This is a genomic window from Herbiconiux sp. VKM Ac-2851, from assembly GCF_013205105.1.
In the GTDB taxonomy this organism is placed as follows: domain Bacteria; phylum Actinomycetota; class Actinomycetes; order Actinomycetales; family Microbacteriaceae; genus Herbiconiux; species Herbiconiux flava.
Map to the genome: position 1 here is coordinate 577,276 of NZ_JABMLJ010000003.1, position 25,026 is coordinate 602,301.

Here is a 25,026-nt window from a genome sequence, read left to right on the forward strand (position 1 = left end):
GAGGATGCTCATCGACTCCTCGTCGCTCGCGAATGCCCGCTCGTAGGTCGCGTCCATCTCGGCGAGCGCCGCCCGTTCCCAGAGGGCCGGGGTGTCGCGCATGAGCACGATGACCTGGCCTCCGGTGGCGACGAGGTTGCGGATGCGGTGCATGCGCCAGGCGCGGCCGACCTTGAGGATGCCGAGGTCGGGCCAGTGGATCGCGTAGAGCATCGCGGTGGGTGGGATCTTCACGCGGCTACCTCCTCGTTCAGCTCGTCCGCCCACTGCAGCCACTGCTCGCCGTAGACCTCGTGCATGAACGCCGGCACCTCCGCCGCCGACAGCTCGTACCGGTCACCCGTCGTCGTCAGCCGCCACCAGGACATCTCCGGGACGTAGAACACGGGGACGAGCTCGGGCTGCTTCACCCAGCTGCGAACCTTCCAACCCGAGAACAGGGCCCGCGTCTGCAGCGCGTGCTCATACGCCGGGTTGCAGGTCAGGCAAGACGCGAGACCATCCGCGATCTGCACGGGCAGCTTCGAGCCACCCATGCCCGTGCGACGACGGTGCTGAAACTCGAGGCCGTCACGCCGGCCACAGGACACGCAACGCGACAGGTCACGGCCGTAGGTCTGCAGACGCACGGCCTGCGTCGGGGCGGTCATGCTGCACCGTCCCAGTCGCCGAAGAGGCCCTGCTGCAGCGGCTTGCGGATGCGCTGCATGATGAGCGGGAGGTGTGCGAGCTCCTTCTCGATGAAGCACGCAGTCGAAGCCCTCGAGGAGGCACGCCTCCCCGGTGGTGCCGGAGCCGGCGAAGTTGTCGAGGACGCGGCCGCCGGGGCGGGTGACGAGGCGGACGCACCAGCGCATCAGGTCGAGGGGTTTGACGGTGGGGTGCAGGACCCCGTCGACCGAGGGCCGCTCGGAGGTCGGCGCCTTCGCCTCGTAGTGGAAGGTCGGCATCACCGGGAAGAATCGAGACGCGCCGCCGGAGTCGCCATAGCCGCGAGCGCCCTCGGCCGAGCCGTAGGCGCCGAGGATGCCCGACTCCTTCGCCGCGCGGGCGTGGTGGGCTTCGAGCTTGCCGCTCGTGAGCACGCCGGTCTGGGCGTCGAGGTCGGCGGCCTGGGTCTCGTCGAGGATGACGTTCGTGGGCCAGCGGCCGCCGGCGGCTTGCTCGTACTCGGCGAGGTCGGTCGCCGCCTTGTGGCCTTGCGCGAACCGGCCGCCCCGGATGTCGTTCGGGGTGGAGGAGCCGTGGAGCTGCTCGGTCGTGGCGATGCGATTCCGGTCGAGGTTGAGGGCCCCGGTGCCGTGCTCGAGGATGTTCGCGATGACGGTGCCGGCGAGGGGCTTGCGACCGACGACGATCGGTTCGAAGGCGGGCTTGAGGGCGGTGCCCCATCCCTCCCAGGCCTTCGCGGCCTCGGTCACGGCGGCACCCTTCGGGGTGCGCCCGAAGTTCGCGCCCGACATGGGGCCGTTGGCGGACTTCACTTCGCCGCGAGCTCCGCGGATGATGCCTTCGCTGGCGTCGAGCGCCTTCGCGACGTCGAGCGACTTCGGGAAGCCGGAGCCGTAGAGCCAGGCAATCGAGTCGCGGATCTCGAAGCCGGCGTCCTCGATGGCGGCGGCGAGGCGGTGCCAGGTGCGGGATCCGCCGAAGGCGAGGAGGTGCCCGCCGGGCTTGAGGACGCGCATAACCTCGGCCCACATGGCCGAGTCGAAGGCTATGCCGGAGGAGTCCCAGCCGCGGCCCATGAAGCCGAGCTCGTAGGGCGGGTCGCAGACGACCGAGTCGAAGTGGTCGTCGGGGAAGTCGGCGAGCACCTCCTCGCAGGCGCCGTGGAAGATCGACAGGCCGCCGTCCTCGTAGTAGGGAGTGATCATGCTGCGGCCATTTCTGTGAAGTCGAACGGGAGACCGGCGGTGGCGAGGCCGGGGATGCGTGCGAGCACGCCGGCGGCAATCGGGGGCGAGACCACGTCGGCGGCCTGCAGGAAGGCAGCGGAGCGGGAGCCGTGCCACGGATAGTCGGGGCGGAAGCCGACAAGGGTGCCGGCCTCGGCAGGGGTGAGGCGTAGGCCGTCGTCGCGCGCCCAGGTGCGGGTCGATCCGGTGAGGCACCATGACGGCTTATCGGCGCTGAACTCGTTGCCGCCGGCGCTGTTGCGGTTGCCGCGGGTGTTGACCCGGTGGCCTGGCGCCCAGCCGAGCGCCTCGGCCATGCTGGTCTGTTTCTCGGGCAGCGACCAGGGGGCGCCGGGCATGGTGCGGTGAGCTACGAGGAAGCTGCGGCGGCGTCGCGATGGCACGCCGTAGTCGGCGGCGTCGATGGTCATCACGTCGACCCACTCCCAGTCGGTGGCGAAGAGCTCGGCGGCGAGGTCTTCCCAAGCGAACTCGACGGCGGGCACCTGCTCCATCGCGAGCCACTCAAGGTTCGGCAGGCCCAGGGCCCAGAGGCCGGCGAGGGCGAGCAGCGCAGTGCGCTCGTCCTCGACTGCGTCGACCTCCTCGATGGCCTCCTCGGGGTCAATGCCCCAGCCGATGCTCGTCCAGACGTCGAGCACCCGCTGGTAGTCGCGGCCGAGGCCGGTGCGGAGACCTCCCTTGCTGAAGGTCGGGCAGGGCGGCGACATGATGGCGCCCGTCACCTCGGAGAAGTCGGCGATGTCGAGTGCGCGGATGTCGGCGACCGATCGCCGGTGGCCGGCGGCCGACGCTGTGGCGCAGGCATTGGGCGACAGGTCGAAGCCGGAGATGTCGAGGTTGAGGCCGAGGGAGCGGGCGCCTTCGTCCCAGCCGCCCGGGCCGGCGCAGAGGTCGAGCGTGCGGCTGACCGCCTCGGGTTCGGCGCACACGAAGTAGCCGGGGCGGGACAAGGTGGCAGGCTCCCAGTGAGCCTCGAACAGGCCGCAGTTGGGGCAGGCGATGAGCGTCGCGTCGTACATGGCGCCGCTACCAGATCGGCCAGGCGACGGCGATGCAGCCGAGCACGGTGGCGATCATGCAGATGGCGGCGCCGGCCGTGGCGCGGCGGGCGCGGCCGGCGAGCAGCTCGGCGCGGGCGGCGGGGCTGATGCCGTCGTCCACGAGCTGGTCGGCGATCGGCTTGCAGAGGTCGCAGACGATCTCTCCGGGCCACTGCGGGAATTCCCACCGGTGTTCCTCGGCCGTCGACTCGCCGCAGAGGCGGCAGTGCGTGAGGGCATCTTCGGCCGCGGTCACCTCGGCCCACGTCGGGCGGGGCGCCGGGCGCTCGGTGTCGGCGCTCACGAGCGGCGATCCAGCTTGCGGAATAGGGCGATGAGGGCGACCGCCGCGGCGATGGCCCCCCACCCGCCGAAGAGGGCGATCGGGAGGCCGACGATGACGGCCATGCCGGAGATGACTCCGCCACATTCGAGTGCAGTGCGCGCTGCAGGTGACATGGTGTGCTCCTAGATGAGGGTGGGTTCGTCCGGGCGGACGAGGAAGTGCGGGGTGACCGACTGCTCGAAGGCGGTGATGCCACGCGCTTCGATCTCGCAGATGAGGGAGTAGAGGAAGGTGTGCAGCGGGCGGGCGTTCGGGTGGTCTGAGGACTCGAGCACCGACACCGCGTAGTCGTAGTGCCACGAGGTGGCGGTCGCGTGATCGGAGAGGCGACCAACGTGGGTGGGCTCGCCAGCGAGCTCCGGCACCAAGGCGTCGATGGCCTCGAGGATGTCTCGGGCGATGAACCGGATCTGACCGGCGTCGATCGTGGTGCAGATGTCGATGTGACCGCCGGCGGCCGGATCGGGCCACCGCCACGGGATGACCGCCGGCCGGGTGCGGCGCTCGACTGCGAGCGTCATCTCACGCGCTCTCGGCGAGCGCTTCGTCGCGCTGCGGGTCGGCGGTGTTGATGAGCTCGACAGCAGGGGGCTGCTCGTCGGCGAGGAGCGCTGCGGGGGTGGTGTGCGTTACTGCTGCTGCGGTTCGCAGCTCGGCCACAGAGAACTCCACACTCCCGGCGAGACGCCGCGAGACCGCCGCTTGAGATACGCCAAGTTCCTCGGCGAGGTCCGCCTGGCTGACCCCGGCCGCCTTCATTGCTGCACGGACTGCATCTCCGGTGGTGCCGGTGCTTATGCACTCGGCGGAATTGATACTCGTCATGCGACTGAGTATCACACGCTCAGCGCATGATTACAACTGACAGTCAATCGATCAGCGCATGATCAGCGCTCTCAGCAACCGGTATTGCGTGCTGGCGGGAGATGGATATACGCTGAGCGCATGGCAAACATCGCAAAGCTTCCCCAGACCGACACGCCCGCCGGGTACGTGGCCGGCGAGGTCCGCGCCCAGCTCGCTCGCCGAGGGTGGAGCGCGACGCGACTCGCGGTATCTATCGGCGAGACGCAGTCGTGGATGAGTCGGCGGCTGACTGGTGACGTACCGTTCGATGTCGACACGCTGACGAAGATCGCGGAAGCTCTCGGCGTCCACCCTGGCTCGTTCTTCCCCGACGGGGGAGACACTAGCCCGAGCGGTGGACTGCAGCTCACTGCGGGCGAGCAACGCATGATCGTCGCGATGCGCATGGCTGCGGAGATGGAGGACCGCTCCAAGGATTAAAAGTCCGATGCTCTGCCAACTGAGCTACAGGCCCTCGGGGTCAAGGGTAGCGCGAATCGCGTAGTGATCGGGTCGCTGGTGGGCGTTCGCTGTGCGCGTGAGAGGTGTGGGAAGCGGGGGAGGGTGACTACCGTTGAAGACTCCGACCGCATACCGCCGACCGGCAGGACATCACCGCATGGCAGACGACTTCCACCGCCCCGCGCTCTTCAGCAACTCGGCCTTCGAGGCCTTCCAGGGCGCCGACGACCCGGCGACCGTGAACCGGGTCGCCCACGAGACGGCCGGCGCCCTGCTGAGCCGGGTGCGCGACGACCCCCAGCCCGAGGTCATCGAGCGCCTTCTGGCGTTCACCGACGACCACGGGATCGATGCGATCGCCGAGCTGTGGGCGCGAGCATCCGCTCATTCACTGCCCGGCAGTCTGTGGCGCATCTACCTGCTTCGCGTGCTGATCAGGCAGGACCCGGAGCTCGCCAGCTACTTCTTCGAGCGCGGCACCACGATGACGCAGGGAATCGACCCCGTGGTCGCGGGGGCCGAGTCGCCGACCGGGCCGAAGGAGATCACCGAGTTGGCCGACCGCATCCTGCGCGGGCTGTTCACCGGCGACTTCGCGGTGGCGCTGGATCGGGCCGCCGCCTTCTGCCGCATCATGGCGCAGGGCTGCGTGAGCATCGCCGACGACGCCGAGATCGGGGCGCCCGAGACGGCCACCACGCTCACCACGCGGGCCCTGCGGTTCGAGACGATCGGCGACGACTTATCCGAGTCGGCGGCGCTCTGGCGGCACGACGGGCTCGACTGAGTAGGCGACCCGACTGATTCGACCGGCCCGCTCGATTCGCGTCATCGCGAGCGCGTTGTAAAATAGAAGCGTCGGGCCGCAGTAACCCCGGGCTCCAAAATTCGCCGCTTCGAGCGGCCTTCCGCCGAGAGGCGTTTCTGCGGCCTGACACCTCCTCTGCCCGATCGTCTGAGAAGATCCGGCCAATCCACCACACGCTCGGTTCCGAATAACGATCGTGACCAGACGAGGTGCCAACGGCACGAACCCAGGCGTGACCTGTCATGCTTGAGCTCGTGACGACAGATAGAGGGCAGCGCGACGACGCCGAAGGCGTCGAGACCGCCGCGACCCTCGAGAGCCTGCTGCTGCAGGTGGCCCAGGGCGACGCTCAGTCGTTCTCCGAGCTCTACGACCGCACAGCGGCCCGGGTGCTCGGTCTCGTCAGGCGCGTCCTGGTCGACCACTCGCAGTCCGAGGAGGTCACCCAGGAGGTGCTGCTCGAGGTCTGGCGCACCGCGCCGCGCTTCGAGCAGGCACGTGGCAGTGCGATGTCGTGGATCCTCACGATGGCCCACCGCCGCGCGGTGGACCGGGTGCGCTCGTCGCAGTCGAGTCACGACCGCGACGAGAAGATCGGTCTCCGCGACATCGAGGCCGACTACGACAGCGTCAGCGAGACCGTCGAGATCCGAATCGAGCACGAGAGGGTGAAGAGAGCCATGACACAGCTCACCGCCCTCCAGCGCGAGGCCATCTCGCTCGCCTACTACGGCGGCTACAGCCACACCGAGGTCGCCGCCCTGCTCTCCGTGCCCGTGGGCACGGTCAAGACACGATTGCGCGATGGAATGATCCGACTTCGAGACGCCCTGGGGGTGACATCATGACCGACCGCACCGACGACACGAACGGCGAGGGCTTCGACCCCCGCGTCTCCACCGGCGCCTACGCCCTCGATGCTCTCACCGCCGCCGAGACCGCCGAGTTCGAGCAGGCGATCCGCTCCTCCGCCTCCCTGCGCGAGGAGAGCGACGAGCTCCGCGAGACCGCCTCCTTGATCGGGCTGTCCGTGACTCCCGTCGACCCCTCGCCCGAGCTCAAGCGCGAGCTCATGGCGAAGCTGCTGCTCACCCCGCAGCTGCCCGCACTGCCCACACAGGTGTCCCGCTCTGAGTCGTCCCGCTCCGAGACGGCGACGGATGCGCGTGCCGACCTCCCCGAGATCACCCCCGCGGCCCCCGCCGACGAGGGCCTGCTGATCGCCGTGGGCCAGTCCGCCCCCGTCGAGGCGCGCTCCGCCGGAGGTGCCGAGCACCGTGCCCGCCAGCGCTGGTTCGCCCGCCCCACGACCCTGGTGGCGGCCGTCGCCGCGGCCGCGGCCCTGTTCGTCGGCGGCGGCTTCGTCGGCAGCGCGCTCGTGAACAGCACCTCCACGACCGACGTCGCCGACTCCTCGGCCTCCGAGCTCGCCCGCATCACCGCGGCGTCCGACGTGCAGCGGGCCTCCGTGCCGGTCGCCGGCGGCGGAGACGCCACGGTCGTCTGGTCGAACGAGCTCGGTCGCTCGGCGGTGCTCGCCGAGGGCCTGCCCGAACTGCCCGAGGGCAAGGTCTACGAGGCCTGGTACATCGACGCGAAGGGCCCGGTCGCGGCCGGCACCTTCACCGCCGCCGAGTCGGGCACCTCGTGGCACGTGCTCGAGGGAACGATGAGCGCCGGGGACACCGTCGGTGTCACGGTCGAGCCGGCCGGTGGCTCCCAGCAGCCCACCACCGAGCCCATCTTCGCGGTCGAGTCGGCCTAGCCGGCCCGACGGCTCAGTCGGATGGCCCGCACGGTGTCAGTTCTGCCACGGCCTGACTGAGAGCCACCGTTCCTCCTAGCAGAGTGGCGACGCCCACCCCGGTGCGCTGCAGCGAACCGAGCACCGAGTCGGGGACGCAGTCAGGACGGACGGCGTACAGCGGCATCGCCGACTTCGCGGCCCAGGCCGACCCGGACAGTGCATCGGGGAACGTCGTGCCGGTTGCGAAGAACGCCTGCGATTCATGGGGGAAGACGGCGACGTTGATCGCGACGGACGTCTCGTACCGGTCGGCCCCGAAAAGGCGGTTCGCCCTGGTGAATGACGCGAGTTCCGCCTCGATCTCCGATGACACCGCGACGGGCCCGCCGACGACGGTGGCCCTGTAGAGGGACAGTGCGCGGAGGAGTTCGGCGGTCGGCGCGTCGAGAGTCGGGGCGGCGCCGTCGACGAGGAGCACCGGGAGTCGTGAGACACCGGCCGCGGCGCCGGCGCTCAGAGCGTCGGGGAAGTCCCGCCCGGTCGCGATGAACACCTGTGAAGGGCCGTCGGGGAACGCGTGCGTCAGAACGTTGCGGGAGACCGCGTAGCGATCGGAGCCGTCGATGCGTTCGGTCGGCGCGATGCCTTCGAGTTCCTCTTGAACGTCCGGTGTCAGGGCGGCGGGCCCTCCGACCATCACGATCCTCTGAGGAGCAAGGCGCGCAAGCTCGGCGCTCACCTCGGGGAGCAGCGAGTCTCCAGTGGTGAGAAGGAGTGGCCCGCCCTCCTTGACCGCCGCCGGGCCCGCGGTCAGGGCGTCGGCGAATCCCGACCCGGTGACGACGTACGCCACTCGAGCGCCGTCAGGGTACGACGCTTTCGACACGTTCACCGCGACGTCGTAGCGATCCTCACCACCGAGCCGCTCGGTCGTGATCGGATGCTCGAGTCGTACGGGCATCCGCAGTTCGAATCGTCCCATCCGGCCCTGCGGGTCGGACCGATCACGAGGCTGGTAGAAGGCGACCCAAAGGGACATGTCGGCGACGTCGTCATCGACGAGTCCTGCAGGGATGGCGACGAAAAGTTCCGACCCGTCGTCTGACCTCGTGTACTCGAGGTCGATCGTGCGATCGTCGGCGTTCCCGTCCAGTCGTACCTGCGGCACGATCTCGCGGTCGGGTTCGTTCAACCCGGACGGAGCGGTCCAGAAGCCGTCCTCGGCGTCGAGCACGAAGTCGCTGCCGGGCCGCAGCACCGCCGGTGAGGGACTCCCGGTGGAGGAGTCCCGGAGGTCGCTCGCCACCGCATTCTGCAGGGAGAGGTCGTAGTCGAAGGCGTCCTGGGCCGGAGAGCCGGAGGAGTCGCCGGTGGAGAAGCTCGCCCAGAGCAGGGCGGAGTCCCTCGACAGATCCGGTTCTCCCGTCTCCTGGTCCGGAACCGAGATAACCACCGAGAGCCCCTGGTGCGGGGGCAGATCAGGCGGGAGGGGGATGTCGATCGAGGTGGCGTTACCCGGCGCCGTGCCGGTCGATCCCTCGCCGAGACCGAGTTTCCAGGCGAACGAATCGATCTGGAAGGCGGCGAGTTCGGCCGGCAAGGTGAGATGAAGGCTCTGTGGCGAAGCCGGGATCGGAGTCGTCGGCCAGTGGGCCGTCAGCGACTTCGTGATGGTGTGGACGACTGCGTGCTGTGTGGGCGACGGTTCGATGTCCGAGGCCGCCGCGCCGTGGAGGGGAAGGAGCGGCGCCAGTAGCAGTGCCGCACTCGCGCTCGCCAGTGTGGTGAGTCTCCTCATGCCCGTCCCCGTTCGTCCCCGCCCCGCAGGCTGCTGGCCGCGACCGTGCGGCAGCAGCTCAGCCTAGCCTGAGGGGACGGCGAGAGGAGGTCAGATCAACCGAAGCGGCCCGAGACGTAGTCCTCGGTGTCCTTGACGGTCGGGTTCGAGAAGATCGTCGTGGTGTCGTCGTACTCGATCAGCTTGCCGGGCTTGCCCGTGCCCGCGATGTTGAAGAACGCGGTGCGGTCGCTGACGCGCGAGGCCTGCTGCATGTTGTGGGTCACGATGACGACGGTGTACTCCGACTTGAGCTCCTCGATCAGGTCCTCGATGGCGAGGGTCGAGATCGGGTCGAGGGCCGAGCAGGGCTCGTCCATCAGGATGACGTCGGGGGAGACGGCGATCGCGCGGGCGATGCAGAGACGCTGCTGCTGCCCGCCCGAGAGGCCGGAGCCGGGGGCGTTCAGGCGGTCCTTGACCTCGTTCCAGAGGTTGGCGCCGCGCAGCGACTTCTCGATCAGGTCGTCCGAGTCGCTCTTGGACATGCGCTTGTTGTTGAGCTTCACGCCGGCCAGCACGTTCTCGCCGATCGACATGGTGGGGAACGGGTTGGGGCGCTGGAAGACCATGCCCACCTGACGGCGCACGAGCACCGGATCGACGCCGGGGCCGTAGAGGTTGTTGCCGTCGATCAGCACCTCGCCCTCGACGTGCGCACCGGGGATGACCTCGTGCATGCGGTTCAGCGTGCGGAGGAAGGTCGACTTGCCGCAGCCCGACGGGCCGATGAAGGCGGTGACCGTGCGGGGCTCGATCTTGAGGGAGACACCCTCCACGGCCAGGAAGCTGCTGTAGTAGACGTTGAGATCGTTGACTTCGATGCGCTTGGACACTCGAGTTCCTTCGGGTTGCGGTGGGTTCGACAGGCCGCGTCAGCGGCCGAGCTTGGGGGAGAAGACCTTCGCGACGATGCGCGCCACGAGGTTCAGGGCCATCACGATCACGACGAGGGTGAGGGCACCGGCCCACGCGCGGTCGAGGTAGGCCTGGGCATCCGTGCCCTGGTTCGCGTACTGCGTGTAGACGAACACCGGCAGCGTCATCATGCGCTCGTTGAACAGGTTGTAGTTCATGCTCTGCGTGAAGCCGGCGATGATGAGCAGCGGCGCGGTCTCGCCGATGACGCGGGAGATGGCGAGCATCACACCGGTCGTGATGCCGGCGATCGAGGTGGGCAGCACGACCTTGACGATCGTGAGCCACTTCGGCACACCGAGGGCGTAGGCCGCCTCGCGCAGCTCGTTCGGCACCAGCTTCAGCATCTCCTCGCTGGAGCGCACGACGACCGGGATCATCAGCACCGACAGCGCTACGGCGCCGCCGAAGCCGAAGCGGATGCCCGGCTGGTTCAGGATGAGCGCGAAGAACGCGAAGGCGAACAGACCGGCGACGATCGAGGGGATGCCCGTCATCACGTCGACGAGGAAGGTGATCGAGCGGGCGAGGTGCCCCCGGCCGTACTCGACGAGGTAGATGGCGGTGAGCAAGCCGACCGGCACCGAGATGAGCGTCGCCATGCCCGTGATCTCGAGCGTGCCGATGATGGCGTGCAGCGCACCGCCGCCCTCGCCGACCACGTTGCGCATCGACTCGCTGAAGAACGCGAGGTCGAAGCGGGGGAGGCCGTTCGAGATGACCGTGAACAGCAGCGAGATCAGGGGCAGCAGTGCGATCACGAAGGCCAGCGTCACCAGCGAGGTGACGAAGCGGTTCATCGCGGGCCGCGGGCCCTCGTAGGCCCGGGAGACGATGTAGTTGACGAGCACCCAGAGCGCGGTGCCGAAGAAGACGGCTCCGACGACGTTGAAGTTCTCGTTGACGCCGGCGGCCATCAGGATGACGAAGACCGAGCCGACGATGACCCAGCTGGTGACGAGCAGCAGCCAGGGCACGTACTTGGGCAGGATGCCCGTGGTGAGCGAGTTGGCGATGGGCTCCGCCGGCCGCGTGGGGGGAGTGGTGGTCGTCGTCATGACTAGTTGGCTCCCGAGAAGGCCTTGCGGCGGTTGACGATGGCACGGGCGATGAAGTTCACCGCGAAGGTGATGACGAACAGGATCAGGCCGGTCGCGATCAGCACGTTCACGCCGACGCCGTGGGCCTCGGGGAAGTTCAGGGCGATGTTCGCGGCGATCGTGGTGGGGTTCGTCGACTGCAGCAGGGCGAAGGAGATCAGCACCTGCGGCGAGAGCACCATGGCGACGGCCATGGTCTCGCCGAGGGCGCGGCCGAGGCCGAGCATGGAGGCCGAGACGATGCCGGGGCGGCCGAACGGCAGCACGGCCGTGCGGATCATCTCCCAGCGGGTCGCGCCGAGCGCGAGCGCGGCCTCCTCGTGCAGCTTCGGCGTCTGCAGGAAGATCTCGCGGCTGAGGGCGGTGATGATCGGCAGGATCATGACGGCCAGCACGATGGCGACGGTGAGGATGGTGCGGCCGGTGCCCGAGACGGGGCCGGCGAACAGCGGGAACCAGCCGAACAGGTCGACCAGCGTCGACCAGAAGGGCTGCACGAACGGTGCGAGCACCGTGATGCCCCAGAGGCCGAACACGACGCTCGGCACGGCGGCGAGCAGGTCGATCACGTAGCCGAGGCCCTGCGCGAGCCGGCGGGGCGCGTAGTGCGAGATGAAGAGGGCGATGCCGATCGCGAGCGGCACGGCGATCAGGAGGGCGAGGAACGCCGCCCAGATGGTGCCGAAGACCAGCGGGCCGACGTAGGCCCAGAAGTTCTCGGCGCCGCCCTTGAGGTCCTCCGGCTGCGCGGTGAAGGCGGGGATGCTCTGGGCGATCAGGAAGACCGTGACCGCGGCGAGCGTGACGAGGATGAGCGAGCCCGCGACGACCGTGGCGGTCGAGAAGATGCGGTCTCCCGGCCGTTGCTTGGCCTTGAGCCGCGGTGGCGCGGCCGGCTTGACGGGGGCGGTGGTCATGGAGCTCGTCTCCTGTCGTCCTGGGTGAGGAGTCATCGGGTGCTGGTGTGGGGCGGGGTTCGGGATGGGCCCTGACCCGGTTCTGTCCGGTTCCGGATCCCGCGGGCGGGACCGGAACCGGACAGAGGTGACAAGCGGTGTTACTTGATGGTCTCGAGCGCGGCAGCGACCTTCGACGACAGGTCGGCCGAGAGCGGCGCGGCACCGGCCGAGTCGGCGGCGACCTGCTGGCCCTCCTCCGAGGCGATGTAGCCGATGTAGGCCTTCACGAGGTCGGCCTGAGCGGCGTCGGCGTACTCCTGGCAGGCGATCGCGTAGGAGACGAGCACCAGCGGGTAGTGGCTCGGGTCGGTGGTCGAGCGGTCGAGCGCGACGGCCAGGTCGTTGGCCTCGCGGCCCTCGACCAGCGGCGACTCCTCGACGACGGCGGCGGCACCCTCGGCGGTGTACTCGACGAACTCCTCGCCGACCTTGATCTTGGCGACCCCGAGGTCACCGGCCTTCGAGGCGTCGGCGTAGCCGATGGTGTTCACGCCGTTGGTGACGGCCTGGATGACACCGGAGGTGCCCTGCGCGCCCTCGCCGGACTGGAAGGGGAACGCGTCGGCGGCCTTCTCGGCCCAGGCCTCGGGAGCGACCTTGCCGAGGTAGTCGGTGAAGTTCTTGGTGGTGCCCGAGTCGTCCGAACGGTGAACGGCGGTGATCGGAGCGGAGGGCAGCGTCGCGTCGGCGTTCAGCGCGGCGATGGCCGGGTCGTTCCAGGTGGTGATCTTGCCCGAGAAGATGTTCGCGATGGTGGCCGCGTCCAGGTTCAGGTCGGTGACGCCCTCGACGTTGAACACGACGGCGATCGGGGAGATGTAGACCGGCAGGTCGATGGCCTTGGTGCCGGGGGCGCAGCTGGCGAACTCGCCGGCCAGCTCGTCGTCGTTCAGGGCCGAGTCGGACCCGGCGAAGGCGGACGCGCCGGAGATGAAGCTCTCGCGGCCGGCGCCGGAGCCCTGCGGGTCGTAGTTGACGGTCACGTCGGGGTTGGCGGTCTGGAACGCGGCGATCCAGGCCTCCTGGGCCGAGCCCTGGGCCGAGGAGCCGATGCCGGTGAGGGTGCCGGTGAGGGCCGAGGCGGAGGCGGCGTCGGAGGAGCCGCCGGCGGCGGGCGCGCCGCCTTCGTTCGAGGCGCAGGCGCTCAGGGCGAGGGCTGCGGTGATGGCGATGACCGCGGGGGCGGCATAGCGCTTGAGCTTCACGAGGAATCTCCCTTTCGGAGTGATGTCAGGTCGGGCCGGTGCGGGCCCGTCTGAGACGCTAAGCGCCACGGCTTAAGAGCCTGCCGCCCAGGGGTGAACGGAAGGTGAACAGCCGGGTTTCCTCGTGACGGATCTACTGCGGGACGTGCGTCTCGATCGCGATGATGCCCGATCCGGGCCGATCGACCGAGAGGTGCAGCACCGAGAACCCCGCCACGGGCAGGTCGCCCGCGCGGGACGCGCTGACCCGCTGCGCGGTGCCGGTCGCCAGGGCGACCTCGCGCACGATCTCGGGCAGCACGGGCCCGTGGCTGCAGAGCACGGTGGTGATCCGCTTGCGGATGCGCTTGCCGACCACCTCGCGGATGCCGTCGTCGCCCGACTCGAACGCGTCCTGGCTGATCGCATCTGTCGTCTTCACGTCGAGGTGCAGGGCCTTGGACAGCGGCTCGACGGTCTGCCGGCAGCGCTTGGCGGTGGAACTGACGATCCGGGAGGGGCCGAAGCTCGCGAGGGAGTGCACGATCGACTTCGCCTCGCCGCGTCCGCGTTCGGTGAGGTGGCGGGAGGCGTCGGGCCCGTCGAACTGGTAGGGCGGCACGGCCTTGGCGTGACGGAGGGCGATCACGGCGAAGGTGCGCGTGACACCCTCGTCGACGAGCATCCGGAACCTCTCGACGATCTCGGCGTCGCGCTCGTAGGTGAGGGCGCCGAGGGCCTTGCGGATGGGCAGCCACTCCAGGGCCGCCACCTCGCCGTTCGGCAGGAACGAGGAGGCGAGCACGGCGGCGTCGGTGACCTCGGCGGCCCAGTAGTGCACGACCTTCTCGCGGCCGTTGGGCATCGTGTAGTTGGTCATGCCGAGCGGCACGCCGAGGGTGACGGCGAGCCCGGTCTCCTCGGCGACCTCGCGCACCGCGGTCTGCGGCAGCGTCTCGCCCGGGTCGACCTTGCCCTTGGGCAGCGAGACGTCGCGGTGGGCGGTGCGATGGATGACCAGCACCTTCACCTTGCCGTCGACGACCCGCCAGCACACCGCCCCCGCGGCGAAGACGGTCACCGCGTGGTGCCCGGGCGCTTGCGGCGGCTGACGATGTGCATCAGCTCGTCCTGGAGGTCGATCAGCGGGGCGCCCTCTCCGTCGAACTCGGAGCGGGTCCAGTCGCCGCCGGCGTCGAGCTCCCAGGAGGAGGTGCTGTCGCTCATCGCCATCTCGAACAGCGTGTCGATCTCCTTGAGGTGACCCGGGTCGACCAGGCGCACCAGCGCCTCGACGCGGCGGTCGAGGTTGCGGTGCATCATGTCGGCGCTGCCGATGTAGACCTGCGGGTCGCCGTCGTTGACGAAGGAGAAGATGCGCGAGTGCTCGAGGTAGCGGCCGAGGATGGAGCGCACGCGGATGGTCTCGCTGAGGCCTTCCTGGCCCGGCTTCAGGGCGCAGATGCCGCGCACCCAGAGGTCGATCGGCACGCCGGCCTGGCTGGCCCGGTAGAGCCCGTCGATGATGGCCTCGTCGACGATCGAGTTCAGCTTGATCCGGATGCCCGACGGCAGCCCCTTGCGCGCGTTCTCGGCCTCGACCGCGATGCGCTTGAGCAGGCCCTTGCGGAGGTGGAGCGGTGCCACCAGGAGGCGCTTGAACTTCTTCTCGATCGCGTAGCCCGAGAGCTCGTTGAACAGCCGGGTGAGGTCTTTGCCCACCTGGTCGTCGGCGGTGAGGAGGCCGAGGTCTTCGTAGATGCGCGAGGTCTTCGGGTTGTAGTTGCCCGTGCCGATGTGGCTGTAGCTCTTCAGCCGGCCCTTCTCCTGGCGGATGACGAGCGCGAGCTTGCAGTGGGTCTTCAGCCCCACCAGGCCGTAGACGACGTGCACGCCGGCCTTCTCGAGCTTGCGCGCCCAGGAGATGTTGGCCTGCTCGTCGAAGCGGGCCTTGATCTCGACCAGCGCGAGCACCTGCTTGCCGGCCTCGGCCGCGTCGATCAGCGCCTCGACGATGGGGGAGTCGCCGCTCGTGCGGTAGAGCGTCTGCTTGATGGCGAGCACGTTCGGGTCGGCGGCGGCCTGCTCGAGGAAGGCCTGCACGCTGGTCGCGAACGACTCATAGGGGTGGTGCAGCAGGATGTCGCCGCGTGAGATGGCCTTGAAGATGTCGGGCTTCGCGTTCGGCTCCGGCGGCAGCAGGGCGGCGGCCGTGGTCGGCACGTGCTTGGGGTACTTCAGGTCGGGGCGCGGGATGCGCGTGAGATCGAACAGGCCGCCGAGATCCAGCGGCGACGGCAGCCGGTAGACCTCCTGCTCGGTGATGTCGAGCTCGCGCACGATCAGCTCGAGGGTCACCGCGTCCATGTCGTCGCTGACCTCGAGGCGGATGGGCGGGCCGAAGCGGCGTCGCAGCAGCTCCTTCTCGAGCGCCTGCAGCAGGTTCTCGGTCTCGTCCTCCTCGACCTCGACGTCCTCGTTGCGGGTGACGCGGAAGACGTGGTGCTCGACGATCTCCATGCCGGGGAACAGGTCGCCCAGGTGGTTGGAGATCAGGTCTTCGAGAGTGATGAAGCGCACCTCGTCGGAGGTCTCGCGATGGTCGACCCGGATGAAGCGGCTGAGCACCTGCGGCACCTTCAGGCGCGCGAACTCCTCCTTGCCGGTCTTCGCGTTGCGCACGCGCACCGAGAGGTTGAGCGAGAGGCCCGAGATGTAGGGGAAGGGATGCGCGGGGTCGACCGCGAGTGGCATCAGCACCGGGAAGATCTGGTTCGAGAAGATGTCGCGCAGGTTGACGCGGTCGGCCTCGTCGAGCTCGTCGTAGGTGGCGATGCGGATGCCCGCCTCCGCCAGTGCCGGACGCACCAGATTCTGGTAGGCCGCCGCGTGCCGGGCCTGGAGCTCGTGGGCCTTGACCGAGATGTCCTGCAGCACGTCGGTGGGGCGGCGGCCGACGTTCGTGGGTACGGCGAGGTCGGTGAGGATGCGGCGCTTGAGGCCGGCGACCCGCACCATGAAGAACTCGTCGAGGTTCGAGGCGAAGATCGCGAGGAAGTTGGCGCGTTCGAGCACCGGCACCGTCGGGTCCTCCGCGAGCTCGAGAACACGCGTGTTGAAGGCGAGCCAGCTCAGCTCGCGGTCGAGGTAGCGGCCCTCGGGCAGCGGCTCGCCTGGGGTCTGCGGGGCGGCCTCGTCGTAGTCGTCGTCGAAGTCGGTCACGACGCCGGCGTCGAGCGAGATGATGTCGTCGTCCATGCAGACATCATGTCACCCACGACGTGTCCAGCGGATGAACGGGTCAGCCGGCCGGCCCGAGATAGGCGCGCAGTGCGGCCTCGGTGGCGGCCGAGACCGGGGCGGTTCCGCCGAGCACGACGATGCGCGTCGGCCGCAGGCGCTTCAGCTCGGCCGCGATGGCGGCGGGGATCGCGTCGCGGGTGACGAGGAGCACGGGCGCGCCCACCGCGATCGCCGCGGCGGAGCCGGACAGGGCGTCGGGGAAGGTGGCGCCCGACGCCACGTAGACGGTGGGGGTGCCGGGCGAGGGGAAGACCGCGGCCGAGAGCGAGGCGGCCACGGCGAAGCGGTCGGCGCCGCTGATGCGGGTCACGGGGGCGAGTCCCGACAGAGACGCCTTCGTGGCCTCGGAGACCGCGTTGGGACCGCCGAGCAGCACGATCGACGTCGGTTCGAGGCGGGCCAGCTCGGCACGGATGGGCTCCGGAACGCCGTCGCGCCGCACGAGCAGCACGGGGCCGTGGTCGTGGCCGGCGGCGGCGGAGCCGGCGAGGGCGTCGGGGAACGTCTCGCCCGAGGCGACGTAGACCGTTCCCGTGCCTCCCGGGAAGGCGGCCGCAGAGACGGCGGCCGAGACCACGAAGCGGTCGGCGCCACCGATGCGGGTGACCGGGGCGACGGCCGACAGGGCCTGCTTCACGGCGGCGCCCACGGAGTTCTCGCCACCGAGCAGCACGATACGGGCTGGCGCCAGTCGCCTCAGCTCGGCGGCGGCCTCGGGAGGAAGGGCCTCACGCCGCACGAGCAGCACCGGCCCACCGACGGCTCCGGCCGCGGCGGAGGCGGAGAGGGCGTCGGGGAAGTTCTCGCCCGAGGCCACGTAGACCGTCGGGGTGCCGCGCGGGAAGGACGCGGCCGAGATCGCCGCGGACACGACGAAGCGGTCGGCGCCGCCGATGCGCTCGACGCCGGCGGGCGCCCGGGTGCTCGGCTGCCAGGCGTTGCCCGAGATCAGGAGCATCGCCTGCAGCCGCAGGCTGTCGGAGTAGTAGCCGCCGGTGCCCTGGCTGCGCAGCTGGGACCAGCCCGCGTTCACCCAGCTCTGCCGGCTCGACGAGACCGCTGCGCCGGCGGTCATCGGGGCGAGGAAGGCGAGGTCGGCGTAGTCGGCGGTCGCCGTGCCGCTCAGCGTGTAGCCGGCGCGGAGGCGGGTGGGATCGCCGCTCGTCGCCCCGACCGCCCACGCCGCCATCCGGCCGGCCGCGGCGGCGGCCCGGGTGTCGCCCGCGAGCAGCGCGGCGGACGCCAGCCGCCAGGGCGTGCGGCAGGCGTTGTAGCCGAAGTCGCCGTCGTTCGGCGACTCGAGGTAGCCGGGCGGTGCGGGCACCGGCGTCGTCGCGGTGCCGACCGCGAAGTCGGGCAGCAGCCCGGTCTTCGGGGCGGCGGTGCGCTGCAGCGTCTCCACCAGGTCGAGGGCCGCATCGGCGGCCTCGCCCCAGAACGGGTCGCCGGTCGCCGCCTGGAAGGCCCGGAAGTGGCCGACCATCAGGTCGGAGGTGCGCACGCCGTCACGCTTGGGGCTGTCGGGGCCGACCCAGTCTCCGAGCAGCGGCAGGGCGGTGTCGGGGTTCATCGCGCTGCGCTTGATCGCCGCGATCACCCGCCGGGCCTCCCCGGCGTAGTCGACCGCGCCGGTCGAGCCCCACTGCGTGTCGGCGAGCAGGAGCGCGTAGGCGATGTCGAGGTCGCCATCGCTCGCCGAGCTGTCGTTCTCGGGCTCGTCGCTGCAGTCGTCGAGCTGGTGCCAGGACATCAGCTGCGGATCGCCCGAGCTCGGGTGGTCGAGCACATAGCGGTGGAGGCCGTCGAAGATCGTGCGTGCCTGGGCGTCGTAGCCGGCCATCAGGGCGGTCACGACCATCCCGTAGCCCTGCCCCTCGGAGACCACGAGGTAGTCCGTCGCCGTGGAGGCGTCGACGTAGTACCGGCCGGTACCGCAGCCGGCCTTCAGGTACCGGGCCTTCCAGGCGTCGTAGGCCGCGGCGGTCGCCGTGTCGGCGGCGGCGGTGCCGCCCGGGGGCTTGGCGGCACCGGGCGCGAGGGGAACGGTGTGCGAGCCGAACGGGCGGGAGACGGCCGCGGCGGCGCTCGCCGCGGGGGCTGCGGCGACGGCGGCGCTCGCGGAGGAGGCGGCAACGGGGGACAGCAGCGTCAGCGGCAGCAGCGCGCCGAGCACCAGGGCGAGCCCGGTGGCCGGCCGGCGGCGACGTCGCCCCCGGGTCATGGCGCTAGCGCACCGTCCGTCGCGCCGTGCGCTGCGCGTACTGCACGTCGATGGTGTGGTCGGTGAAGCCGAGGGAGCGGTAGAGGGCGACGGCCCGGGTGTTGTCGGCGTCGACGTAGAGGGCGGCCTGCGTGCAGCCCCGTTCGACGAGCCGGTTCAGCCCCGCGTTCATCAGGTGCCGGCCGAGGCCCTGCCCGGCGTGCCCCTCCTCGACGCCGACCACGTAGATCTCGCCGACGCTGTCGCCCGGCTCGACCTTCAGCCAGTTGTAGCCCACCAGGCGCCCGTCGCCGTCGCGGAGCAGCAGGAAGTCGTCGGGGTCGAACCAGCTCTCGGAGTGCCGGAAGCGCAGGTCGTCGGCGGTGATCGAGCCCTGCTCGGCGTGGCCGGCGAAGACCCGGGCGTTCAGCTCGACCCAGTCGTCGGCGTCGCGCCCGCCGCGGTACGGCACGACCTCGAAGCCGGCGGGGATCTCGGTGCGCGGCGCCGGAGACGTGGCCGAGAGCTCGCGGCGCAGCTGCAGCAGGGTGCGCACGGCGTCGAAGCGGTGGCTCGCGGCGAGCCGGCGGCTGGCGGGGTGGTCGCCGTGCGCCCAGGCGAGCAGCGGACCCTGCGCGTTGTTGCGCAGCACGATGTCGAGCAGCTGTCGGCCGAGGCCCTCCTCGCGCCACTCGGGGTCGATCACGAACTCGAGCTCGCCCTGGCCCACGATCGCAGCGCCCACCACGGTGCCGCCGCGCTCGGCGAGCAGCAGCGAGCGGGCGCCCTTGCCGGCGTCTATCTGGGCCTGGTCGTTGAAGGGGTGCTGCCCGTCGACGAGCTCCGCCCGGGCGACGAGCCGCAGGAACGGCTCCCGCGCCTCGTCGGGGCTACTGACCGAGAGTGTGAGCGAGTCGGTCATTGTCGTCCTCGAAGAAGTTGAACCGGTAGCCGACGTTGCGCACGGTGCCGATCAACGACTCGAGGTCGCCGAGCTTCGCGCGGAGGCGCCGCACGTGCACGTCGACCGTGCGGGTGCCGCCGAAGTAGTCGTAGCCCCACACCTCGCTGAGCAGCTGCTCACGGGTGAAGACCCGGGAGGGGTGCATGGCGAAGAAGCGCAGCAGCTCGAACTCCTTGAAGGTGAGGTCGAGCGGCCGGCCGTGCACGCGGGCCGAGTAGCTGGCCTCGTCGATGACGACTCCCGAGGCCTGGATCTTCGAGGTCGACTGATCCTGCACCTGACGGCCGATGGCGAGCCGGATGCGCGTGTCGACCTCGGCCGGACCGGCCGACTCGAGCACCACGTCGGCCGCGCCCCACTCGGCGCTGACCGCGGTGAGACCGCCCTCGGTGAGGATCAGCACGACGGGCACGCCGATGCCCGTGGTGCTGAGGATCTTGCAGAGGGAGCGGGCCGAGGCGAGGTCGTGCCGGGCGTCGACGAAGATGAGGTCGCTGTTCGGTGTGTTCACGAGCTGCGACGGCTCGGCGGGGATCTGACGGGTGCGGTGGCTCAGCAGGGACAGGGCGGGGAGGACCTCGCGGTCGACCGTGGAGGTCAGGATCAACAACTGCGCCACGTAAGATCCTCCAGAGAATGCCTGCGCTTCATACTACTCGGGCAGAATGGCGGGTATGAGTCTGCTCATGAGAAGCGTAGTGCCGGTCTGGATCCTCTCCGTGGTGGCCGTTGTCGCCGTGGGGCTGTTCGTGCCCGCCGCGAGCTTCCTGGTCTTCCTGCCCGTGGTGCTCGGGCTGGCCCTCGTGGTGACCTTCGGCATCCAGCTGCTCGTGCCCGTGCGCAAGGGCTTCGTCGACCGCGTCTCCGCGAGCCTCGGCGGAGCGGTGGTCATCCTGGCCGTCGCGACGGCGGTGCTCGCGCCCCTCGCCTTCGCGGCGGGGGCTAGGATCTAGGCATGTCCTACGTCGCGCTCGAACTCCTGTTCATCGGCCTTCTCGGGCTCGCGAGCCTCGCGATCGCCTGGACCTCGGGGGTCGTCATCTACAAGCTCTTCCGCGGCCAGCGCTGACCGGCGAGGAGCGACCGTGATCGAGATCCCGACAGGGCTCCCCGCCGAACTGGTCCCTCTCTCCTGGCTCATCGGCGTGTGGGAGGGCACCGGCGTCATCGACTACGCCATCGACCCGCCGGCCGGCGCCGAGGAGGGCACGGAGCCCACCCGCGTCTCGCGCGAGTTCGGCCAGCGCATCAGCTTCAGCCACGACGGCCTGCCCTTCCTCAACTACAGCTCCTCGAGCTGGCTGCTGCCCCAGGGCGACGAGACCGAGCCCACCCCGCTCACCGCCGAGACGGGCTACTGGCGCCTCAGCCGCCTGCACATCGAGGGCGACGCCGGCCCCGGCATGCTCCCCGGTGAGGGCCCGCGCCCCTTCAACACCGCCCAGTCGGTCGAGACGCTCCGCAACGCGGCCGAGGGCTTCGACATCGAGGTCGCCCTCGTGCATCCCACCGGAGTCAGCGAGCTCTACCTCGGTCAGGTCAAGGGCCCCCGCATCGACCTCGCCACCGACGCGGTCGTGCGCACCCGCTCCGCCAAGGAGTACGCGGCGGCCACCCGCCTCTACGGGCTCGTCGACAACCACCTGCTCTGGGCGTGGGACATCGCGGCCCTCGGCCAAGACCTCCGCACCCACGCCTCGGCCCGGCTCGCGAAGGTCGACTGAGCCGTGACGCTCCGCGTCGCCTCGCCCTTCCTCAGCCTCCCCGGCGCCGTCGCCGCCTCCGGTGCCGACGACGGCGTGGCCGCCCACTACGGCAACCCCGTCTCCGAGCAGCGGATGCTCGATGCCGCCCGCTCCGGCCGCGCCACCGCCGCCCCGGCCGTCGTCGACCTCTCGAACCGGGGCGTCGTGTCGGTGACCGGCCCCGACCGCCTGTCCTGGCTCGACTCCGTCACCAGCCAGCGCCTCACGGGGCTCGCCCCGGGGGAGTCCGCCGAGACGCTGCTGCTCTCCGCAGCCGGACGCATCGAGCACGCCATCCGGGTGCTCGACGACGGAGAGACTGCCTGGCTGCTCGTCGACGCAGCCGAGACCGAGCCGCTCGAGCAGTGGCTGCAGCGCATGCGCTTCATGCTCCGGGTCGAGATCGCCGACCGCAGCGCCGAGTTCGCCACGATCGGCTGGCTGGCCGCCGGGCCGGGGGTGCTCGAGGGCGCCGCGCCGGCGCTCGTCTCCGCCCTGGCCGAGGGCGGCGGGCATCCGCTCGTCTGGGCCGACCCGTGGCCCGAGGTCGTCGCCGGGGGCGTGCAGTACGCCCAGACCGCCGAGCACGCGGGGGCCGACTGGTTCTGGCGCGAGGGGCTCGTGCCGCGCGCGGGCCTCGAGACGCTCGCCGACGCCGTGCGCCGGCGCGAGCTCTCGGCGGCCGGCGTGCTGGCCCTCGAGGCGCTGCGCATCGCCGCCTGGCGGCCGCGCCTGTCGACCGAGGTCGACGACCGCAGCATCCCGCACGAGCTCGACTGGATGCGATCGGCCGTGCATCTCGCGAAGGGCTGCTACCGCGGCCAGGAGACCGTGGCGAAGGTGCACAACCTCGGCCACCCGCCGCGGCGGCTCGTGCAGCTGCAGCTCGACGGCTCCGACGCGGTGCTGCCTGCGGCCGGAGACCCGGTGCTGCGGGCGGCCGACGCCGCGCTGCCCCTCGACGAGGTACCCGAAGCGCTCGGCCACGTGACCTCGGTGGGCAACCACCACGAGTGGGGCCCCATCGCGCTCGCGGTGCTGCGCCGCCAGGCACCCGAGGGCGAGCCCCTCGTCGTGCGCACCGAGGCCGGCGACGTCGCCGCCTCGGCCGACACGATCGTGGGGCCCGACGCGGGTGCCGCGGTCGGCCGGGTGCGGTTGCCGCGCCTCGGCGCCCGCACGCGGTAGTGACCGCACCCGCGGCCGACGACGGCACCCTGCCGCTGCCCGCGCGCTGGGCCGCGCTCACCCGCGCCTCCGCCGAGCGCACCCTCACGAGCGCGCCGGCCCTGCTGCAGCTCGCCGTCGCGGTGACGATCGCCTACGCGCTGGCGCACTTCGTGCTCGCCCACCCCTACCCGATCGCCGCGGTCACCGTGACGCTGTCGAGCCTCGGGCTGGTGCTCGACGCCCGGCCGCGCCGGGTGGCCGAGACGGCGGTGGCGATGACGGTCGGCATAGCCCTGAGCGAGGTCATCCTGCTGCTGGCCGGCCAGGGGCTCTGGCAGTTCGCGGTGACGGTGCTCGTGGCGCTGACCGTCACCCGCTTCCTCTCGCCGGTGCCCGGGCTGCCGATCCTCGCCGCCGTGCAGGCCTCGCTCGTCTCGCTCATGCCGGTGCCGGCCGGCGGCCCGTTCACCCGCACCGCCGACGCCGTGCTCGGCGGGCTCGTCGCCCTGGCCTGCACCGCGCTCATCCCGCGCGACCCGCGCCGGGCGGCCCGCCGCGAGGGGCTGAAGTTCTTCGCCGCCTTCACCGCCATCCTGTCCTCGCTCGTGACGGTGCTGCGCATCGGCGACCAGCACACCGCCGAGCTCGTGCTCAGCCGCGCCCGCGGCACCCAGGTGCTCGTCGAGCAGTGGCGCGGCTCGCTCGACTCGGCCGTCGCCATCGCCCGCATCTCGCCGTTCCTCCGCCGGCACCGGGCTGAGCTGGCCGAGCTGCAGACGATGCAGCTGAACCTCGATCACGCGGCCCGCAACCTCCGGGTGATCAGCCGCCGGCTGAGCGTGCTGGGCGACGGGCACCCGCGCCCGGAGCTCGCCGAACTGCTGGCGGGCATCCTCAGTGCGACGGCCCTGCTCGGCCAGAGCATCGACCGGCCCGAGCTCCGTCCGGTGGTGCAGCAGAGCCTGGTGCTCGTCGCCATCCGGCTCGACCCGCGGGTGCTGACCCCGGGGCAGCCGTTCGCCGAGGCGGCGCTCGTGCTGTCGATCCGGCCGCTCGTGCTCGACCTGCTGGCGGCCAGCGGCATGCCGCTCGAGGAGGCCCGGCGCACGCTGCCCGACATCACCACGTGAGGCCCGCGGATTCGATACCGTAGAGCCATGCAGATGCGAAAGCTCGTTCCCGCCGTTCTCGTCGCCACCGCCTTCGCGTTCGTGCTCACCGGGTGCACCGAGACCGGCCCCACCCAGAACTTCTCCGGCCTCCCCGACGAGGAGGAGATCGCCACCGAGTCCGAGGGCGGCGCCGACCAGGGCCTGCAGGCCTTCTGGCTGCAGGAGGGCTCGCAGATCGCCGTCGCCATCTCGGGCAGCTCGACCTGCCCGGTGGTCGGCTCGCACATCGAGGTCGTCGAGCCCGAGGGCGAGGGCAACGTGGTCGAGATCACCACCCGCCCCATCTCCAGCGGCCCCTGCACCATGGACTTCGTGCCCCACACCTCGGTGTTCTGGACGCCCGACCTCGTCACCACCGCCGAGCCGCTCACCGTGCGCGTCGGCGACCAGGAGATCGAGCTCCCGATCAAGTAGGCCCGCTCAGGCCAGGGGAGCCACGTCGGCCCAGTCGACAGTGAGCTCGCCGAGCCGCTGCCTGCGCTTCGGCGTGCGCACCGACCAGCCGGCGGCGGCCATCGCGCCGACCGTGGCGACCCAGCGCTGCACCGGTCCGTAACTGCCGAGCCCCGCGTTGTGCTGCCAGAACCGGTCGAGCTCGGCCAGGAAGCGGTGCACGTTCTCGCCGGGCACGTTGCGGTGGATCAGCGCCTTGGGCAGTCGCTCCGCGACGATCGACGGATGCTCGAGCTCCGCCAGTCGCAACGACACCGTGAAGCTCTCCGGCCCCTCGGGCGCGAGCGTGACCCAGCTCGCCACCCGGCCCACCTCGTTGCAGGTGCCCTCGACGAGCCGGCCTCCGGGCTGCAGGCGGCCGAGCATCCGCTGCCAGGCATCGGGCACGGCGCTCTCGTCGTACTGCCTCAGCACGTTGAAGGCCCGGATGACCGCGGCGTCGCGTCCCGCCGGGAGCGGCACCTCGAAGCCGCCGACGGCGAACGACACCCGCGCCTCGCGGTCGAACGGGGTGCGGCCGTCGCGCACGTCCTTCAGCTGGGCGGTGGCGGTGGCGACGCGCTCGGGCGCGATCTCGAAGCCGATCACCTCGACGTCGGGCCGCACGCCGGCGAGCCGGGCCTGCAGCTCGAACGCCGTCACGCCGCTCGCGCCGTAGCCGAGGTCGACGACCAGCGGGTCGTCGGTGCGGTGCAGCACCGGCAGCGTGCCGATGAAGCGGTCGACGCGGCGCAGACGGTTGGTGCCCGTCGTTCCCCGGGTGACGGCACCGATCGGCATGCGACCATCCAAGCACGAGCGGATGCCCGCCCGGGCCCCTGGATAGGCCGAGCCCCCTGGATAGGATGGA

At 70.7% G+C, this 25,026-nt stretch carries 26 protein-coding genes; 9 read left to right on the forward strand and 17 right to left on the reverse strand.

Features of this window, described 5'->3' with window-relative positions; translation table 11 throughout:
* Nucleotides 1-230 precede the first annotated feature (230 nt).
* The 6 genes from HQQ85_RS21700 to HQQ85_RS15970 all read right to left on the reverse strand — a co-directional run bounded on the left by HQQ85_RS21700 (nucleotide 231) and on the right by HQQ85_RS15970 (nucleotide 4,133).
* Nucleotides 231-1,877 (reverse strand): DNA methyltransferase, encoded by a 1,647-nt coding sequence (locus tag HQQ85_RS21700; protein WP_216851765.1) that lies wholly within the window; start codon nucleotides 1,875-1,877, stop codon nucleotides 231-233.
* Entirely contained in the window at nucleotides 1,874-2,872 is a 999-nt protein-coding gene (locus HQQ85_RS15950) for a DNA cytosine methyltransferase (protein WP_254069473.1), read from the reverse strand. Before HQQ85_RS15950 ends, HQQ85_RS21700 begins: the two co-directional genes overlap by 4 nt.
* 76 nt (nucleotides 2,873-2,948) lie before the next feature.
* The gene (locus HQQ85_RS15955) at nucleotides 2,949-3,266 is read right to left on the reverse strand and encodes a hypothetical protein (RefSeq protein ID WP_173183490.1); all 318 of its coding nucleotides are present in this window, start codon (nucleotides 3,264-3,266) and stop codon (nucleotides 2,949-2,951) included.
* Nucleotides 3,263-3,421: a hypothetical protein gene (locus HQQ85_RS15960; protein WP_173183491.1), complete on the reverse strand. Its 159-nt coding sequence runs from the start codon at nucleotides 3,419-3,421 to the stop codon at nucleotides 3,263-3,265. Before HQQ85_RS15960 ends, HQQ85_RS15955 begins: the two co-directional genes overlap by 4 nt.
* A gap of 9 nt (nucleotides 3,422-3,430) precedes the next feature.
* Entirely contained in the window at nucleotides 3,431-3,829 is a 399-nt protein-coding gene (locus tag HQQ85_RS15965; RefSeq protein WP_173183492.1) for a hypothetical protein, read from the reverse strand.
* Nucleotide 3,830: 1 nt separating this feature from the next.
* Nucleotides 3,831-4,133, reverse strand: coding sequence for a helix-turn-helix transcriptional regulator (locus tag HQQ85_RS15970; RefSeq protein WP_173183493.1), 303 nt, complete (start codon nucleotides 4,131-4,133; stop codon nucleotides 3,831-3,833).
* A gap of 120 nt (nucleotides 4,134-4,253) precedes the next feature.
* Between HQQ85_RS15970 and HQQ85_RS15975 the strand changes: the two genes are divergently transcribed.
* The 4 genes from HQQ85_RS15975 to HQQ85_RS15990 all read left to right on the forward strand — a co-directional run bounded on the left by HQQ85_RS15975 (nucleotide 4,254) and on the right by HQQ85_RS15990 (nucleotide 7,189).
* A complete protein-coding gene (locus HQQ85_RS15975; RefSeq protein ID WP_173183494.1) occupies nucleotides 4,254-4,595 on the forward strand; it encodes a helix-turn-helix transcriptional regulator in 342 nt (113 codons plus the stop codon).
* 178 nt (nucleotides 4,596-4,773) lie between these two features.
* Nucleotides 4,774-5,403 (forward strand): DNA-directed RNA polymerase subunit beta, encoded by a 630-nt coding sequence (locus HQQ85_RS15980; protein ID WP_173183495.1) that lies wholly within the window; start codon nucleotides 4,774-4,776, stop codon nucleotides 5,401-5,403.
* A 263-nt stretch (nucleotides 5,404-5,666) separates the two neighbouring features.
* The gene (sigK, locus tag HQQ85_RS15985; protein WP_173183496.1) at nucleotides 5,667-6,272 is read left to right on the forward strand and encodes an ECF RNA polymerase sigma factor SigK; all 606 of its coding nucleotides are present in this window, start codon (nucleotides 5,667-5,669) and stop codon (nucleotides 6,270-6,272) included.
* Entirely contained in the window at nucleotides 6,269-7,189 is a 921-nt protein-coding gene (locus tag HQQ85_RS15990) for an anti-sigma factor (RefSeq protein ID WP_173183497.1), read from the forward strand. Before sigK ends, HQQ85_RS15990 begins: the two co-directional genes overlap by 4 nt.
* Before the next feature lie 13 nt (nucleotides 7,190-7,202).
* Here the strand turns inward: HQQ85_RS15990 and HQQ85_RS15995 are convergent, their stop codons facing one another.
* The 10 genes from HQQ85_RS15995 to HQQ85_RS16040 form a co-directional block, all read right to left on the reverse strand.
* Nucleotides 7,203-8,771, reverse strand: coding sequence for a cell wall-binding repeat-containing protein (locus tag HQQ85_RS15995; RefSeq protein ID WP_173183498.1), 1,569 nt, complete (start codon nucleotides 8,769-8,771; stop codon nucleotides 7,203-7,205).
* A 293-nt stretch (nucleotides 8,772-9,064) separates the two neighbouring features.
* Complete coding sequence (gene pstB / locus HQQ85_RS16000; protein WP_173183499.1) at nucleotides 9,065-9,844, reverse strand: phosphate ABC transporter ATP-binding protein PstB; 780 nt, start codon at nucleotides 9,842-9,844, stop codon at nucleotides 9,065-9,067.
* Between the two features lie 39 nt (nucleotides 9,845-9,883).
* A complete protein-coding gene (pstA, locus tag HQQ85_RS16005; protein ID WP_173183500.1) occupies nucleotides 9,884-10,984 on the reverse strand; it encodes a phosphate ABC transporter permease PstA in 1,101 nt (366 codons plus the stop codon).
* A gap of 2 nt (nucleotides 10,985-10,986) precedes the next feature.
* Nucleotides 10,987-11,943 carry a phosphate ABC transporter permease subunit PstC gene (pstC, locus tag HQQ85_RS16010; protein WP_173183501.1) on the reverse strand — a complete coding sequence of 319 codons (957 nt, stop codon included), beginning with the start codon at nucleotides 11,941-11,943 and terminating at the stop codon, nucleotides 10,987-10,989.
* Between the two features lie 140 nt (nucleotides 11,944-12,083).
* Nucleotides 12,084-13,190, reverse strand: coding sequence for a phosphate ABC transporter substrate-binding protein PstS (gene pstS, locus HQQ85_RS16015; RefSeq protein ID WP_173183502.1), 1,107 nt, complete (start codon nucleotides 13,188-13,190; stop codon nucleotides 12,084-12,086).
* Nucleotides 13,191-13,323: 133 nt separating this feature from the next.
* The gene (locus tag HQQ85_RS16020; protein WP_173183503.1) at nucleotides 13,324-14,250 is read right to left on the reverse strand and encodes an NUDIX hydrolase; all 927 of its coding nucleotides are present in this window, start codon (nucleotides 14,248-14,250) and stop codon (nucleotides 13,324-13,326) included.
* On the reverse strand, nucleotides 14,247-16,427 hold the full coding sequence (locus HQQ85_RS16025; RefSeq protein ID WP_173183504.1) for an RNA degradosome polyphosphate kinase: 2,181 nt from the start codon (nucleotides 16,425-16,427) through the stop codon (nucleotides 14,247-14,249). Before HQQ85_RS16025 ends, HQQ85_RS16020 begins: the two co-directional genes overlap by 4 nt.
* Nucleotides 16,428-16,470: 43 nt before the next feature.
* The gene (locus HQQ85_RS16030; protein ID WP_173183505.1) at nucleotides 16,471-18,693 is read right to left on the reverse strand and encodes a glycosyl hydrolase family 8; all 2,223 of its coding nucleotides are present in this window, start codon (nucleotides 18,691-18,693) and stop codon (nucleotides 16,471-16,473) included.
* A 4-nt stretch (nucleotides 18,694-18,697) separates the two neighbouring features.
* Nucleotides 18,698-19,594 carry a mycothiol synthase gene (gene mshD, locus HQQ85_RS16035; protein WP_173183506.1) on the reverse strand — a complete coding sequence of 299 codons (897 nt, stop codon included), beginning with the start codon at nucleotides 19,592-19,594 and terminating at the stop codon, nucleotides 18,698-18,700.
* Nucleotides 19,563-20,255, reverse strand: a complete 693-nt coding sequence (locus HQQ85_RS16040) for a response regulator transcription factor (RefSeq protein WP_173183507.1) — start codon at nucleotides 20,253-20,255, stop codon at nucleotides 19,563-19,565. Before HQQ85_RS16040 ends, mshD begins: the two co-directional genes overlap by 32 nt.
* A gap of 67 nt (nucleotides 20,256-20,322) precedes the next feature.
* Here HQQ85_RS16040 and HQQ85_RS16045 point away from each other — a divergent pair, with 67 nt between their 5' ends.
* The 5 genes from HQQ85_RS16045 (at nucleotide 20,323) to HQQ85_RS16065 (ending at nucleotide 24,137) form a co-directional block, all read left to right on the forward strand.
* Nucleotides 20,323-20,589, forward strand: coding sequence for a hypothetical protein (locus HQQ85_RS16045; protein ID WP_173183508.1), 267 nt, complete (start codon nucleotides 20,323-20,325; stop codon nucleotides 20,587-20,589).
* A gap of 132 nt (nucleotides 20,590-20,721) precedes the next feature.
* Nucleotides 20,722-21,360, forward strand: coding sequence for an FABP family protein (locus HQQ85_RS16050; RefSeq protein WP_173183509.1), 639 nt, complete (start codon nucleotides 20,722-20,724; stop codon nucleotides 21,358-21,360).
* A gap of 3 nt (nucleotides 21,361-21,363) precedes the next feature.
* On the forward strand, nucleotides 21,364-22,569 hold the full coding sequence (locus HQQ85_RS16055) for a folate-binding protein YgfZ (protein WP_173183510.1): 1,206 nt from the start codon (nucleotides 21,364-21,366) through the stop codon (nucleotides 22,567-22,569).
* Entirely contained in the window at nucleotides 22,569-23,681 is a 1,113-nt protein-coding gene (locus HQQ85_RS16060; RefSeq protein WP_254069474.1) for an aromatic acid exporter family protein, read from the forward strand. Before HQQ85_RS16055 ends, HQQ85_RS16060 begins: the two co-directional genes overlap by 1 nt.
* 27 nt (nucleotides 23,682-23,708) lie before the next feature.
* Nucleotides 23,709-24,137, forward strand: coding sequence for a hypothetical protein (locus HQQ85_RS16065; RefSeq protein WP_173183511.1), 429 nt, complete (start codon nucleotides 23,709-23,711; stop codon nucleotides 24,135-24,137).
* A 6-nt stretch (nucleotides 24,138-24,143) separates the two neighbouring features.
* Here the strand turns inward: HQQ85_RS16065 and HQQ85_RS16070 are convergent, their stop codons facing one another.
* Nucleotides 24,144-24,956: a class I SAM-dependent methyltransferase gene (locus HQQ85_RS16070; protein WP_173183512.1), complete on the reverse strand. Its 813-nt coding sequence runs from the start codon at nucleotides 24,954-24,956 to the stop codon at nucleotides 24,144-24,146.
* Nucleotides 24,957-25,026: the final 70 nt, after the last annotated feature.

Excerpts from the sequence above, each read along its gene's own strand:
- HQQ85_RS15990 (WP_173183497.1), top strand. The coding sequence starts at position 6,269 with ATGACCGACCGCACCGACGACACGAACGGCGAGGGCTTCGACCCCCGC.
- HQQ85_RS15970 (WP_173183493.1), bottom strand. The coding sequence starts at position 4,133 with ATGACGAGTATCAATTCCGCCGAGTGCATAAGCACCGGCACCACCGGA.
- HQQ85_RS15975 (WP_173183494.1), top strand. The coding sequence starts at position 4,254 with ATGGCAAACATCGCAAAGCTTCCCCAGACCGACACGCCCGCCGGGTAC.
- HQQ85_RS16025 (WP_173183504.1), bottom strand. The coding sequence starts at position 16,427 with ATGGACGACGACATCATCTCGCTCGACGCCGGCGTCGTGACCGACTTC.
- pstA (WP_173183500.1), bottom strand. The coding sequence starts at position 10,984 with ATGACGACGACCACCACTCCCCCCACGCGGCCGGCGGAGCCCATCGCC.
- HQQ85_RS21700 (WP_216851765.1), bottom strand. The coding sequence starts at position 1,877 with ATGATCACTCCCTACTACGAGGACGGCGGCCTGTCGATCTTCCACGGC.
- HQQ85_RS16045 (WP_173183508.1), top strand. The coding sequence starts at position 20,323 with ATGAGAAGCGTAGTGCCGGTCTGGATCCTCTCCGTGGTGGCCGTTGTC.
- HQQ85_RS15980 (WP_173183495.1), top strand. The coding sequence starts at position 4,774 with ATGGCAGACGACTTCCACCGCCCCGCGCTCTTCAGCAACTCGGCCTTC.
- mshD (WP_173183506.1), bottom strand. The coding sequence starts at position 19,594 with ATGACCGACTCGCTCACACTCTCGGTCAGTAGCCCCGACGAGGCGCGG.
- HQQ85_RS16030 (WP_173183505.1), bottom strand. The coding sequence starts at position 18,693 with ATGACCCGGGGGCGACGTCGCCGCCGGCCGGCCACCGGGCTCGCCCTG.
- sigK (WP_173183496.1), top strand. The coding sequence starts at position 5,667 with ATGCTTGAGCTCGTGACGACAGATAGAGGGCAGCGCGACGACGCCGAA.
- HQQ85_RS15965 (WP_173183492.1), bottom strand. The coding sequence starts at position 3,829 with ATGACGCTCGCAGTCGAGCGCCGCACCCGGCCGGCGGTCATCCCGTGG.
- HQQ85_RS16065 (WP_173183511.1), top strand. The coding sequence starts at position 23,709 with ATGCAGATGCGAAAGCTCGTTCCCGCCGTTCTCGTCGCCACCGCCTTC.
- HQQ85_RS16070 (WP_173183512.1), bottom strand. The coding sequence starts at position 24,956 with ATGCCGATCGGTGCCGTCACCCGGGGAACGACGGGCACCAACCGTCTG.
- HQQ85_RS15960 (WP_173183491.1), bottom strand. The coding sequence starts at position 3,421 with ATGTCACCTGCAGCGCGCACTGCACTCGAATGTGGCGGAGTCATCTCC.
- pstC (WP_173183501.1), bottom strand. The coding sequence starts at position 11,943 with ATGACCACCGCCCCCGTCAAGCCGGCCGCGCCACCGCGGCTCAAGGCC.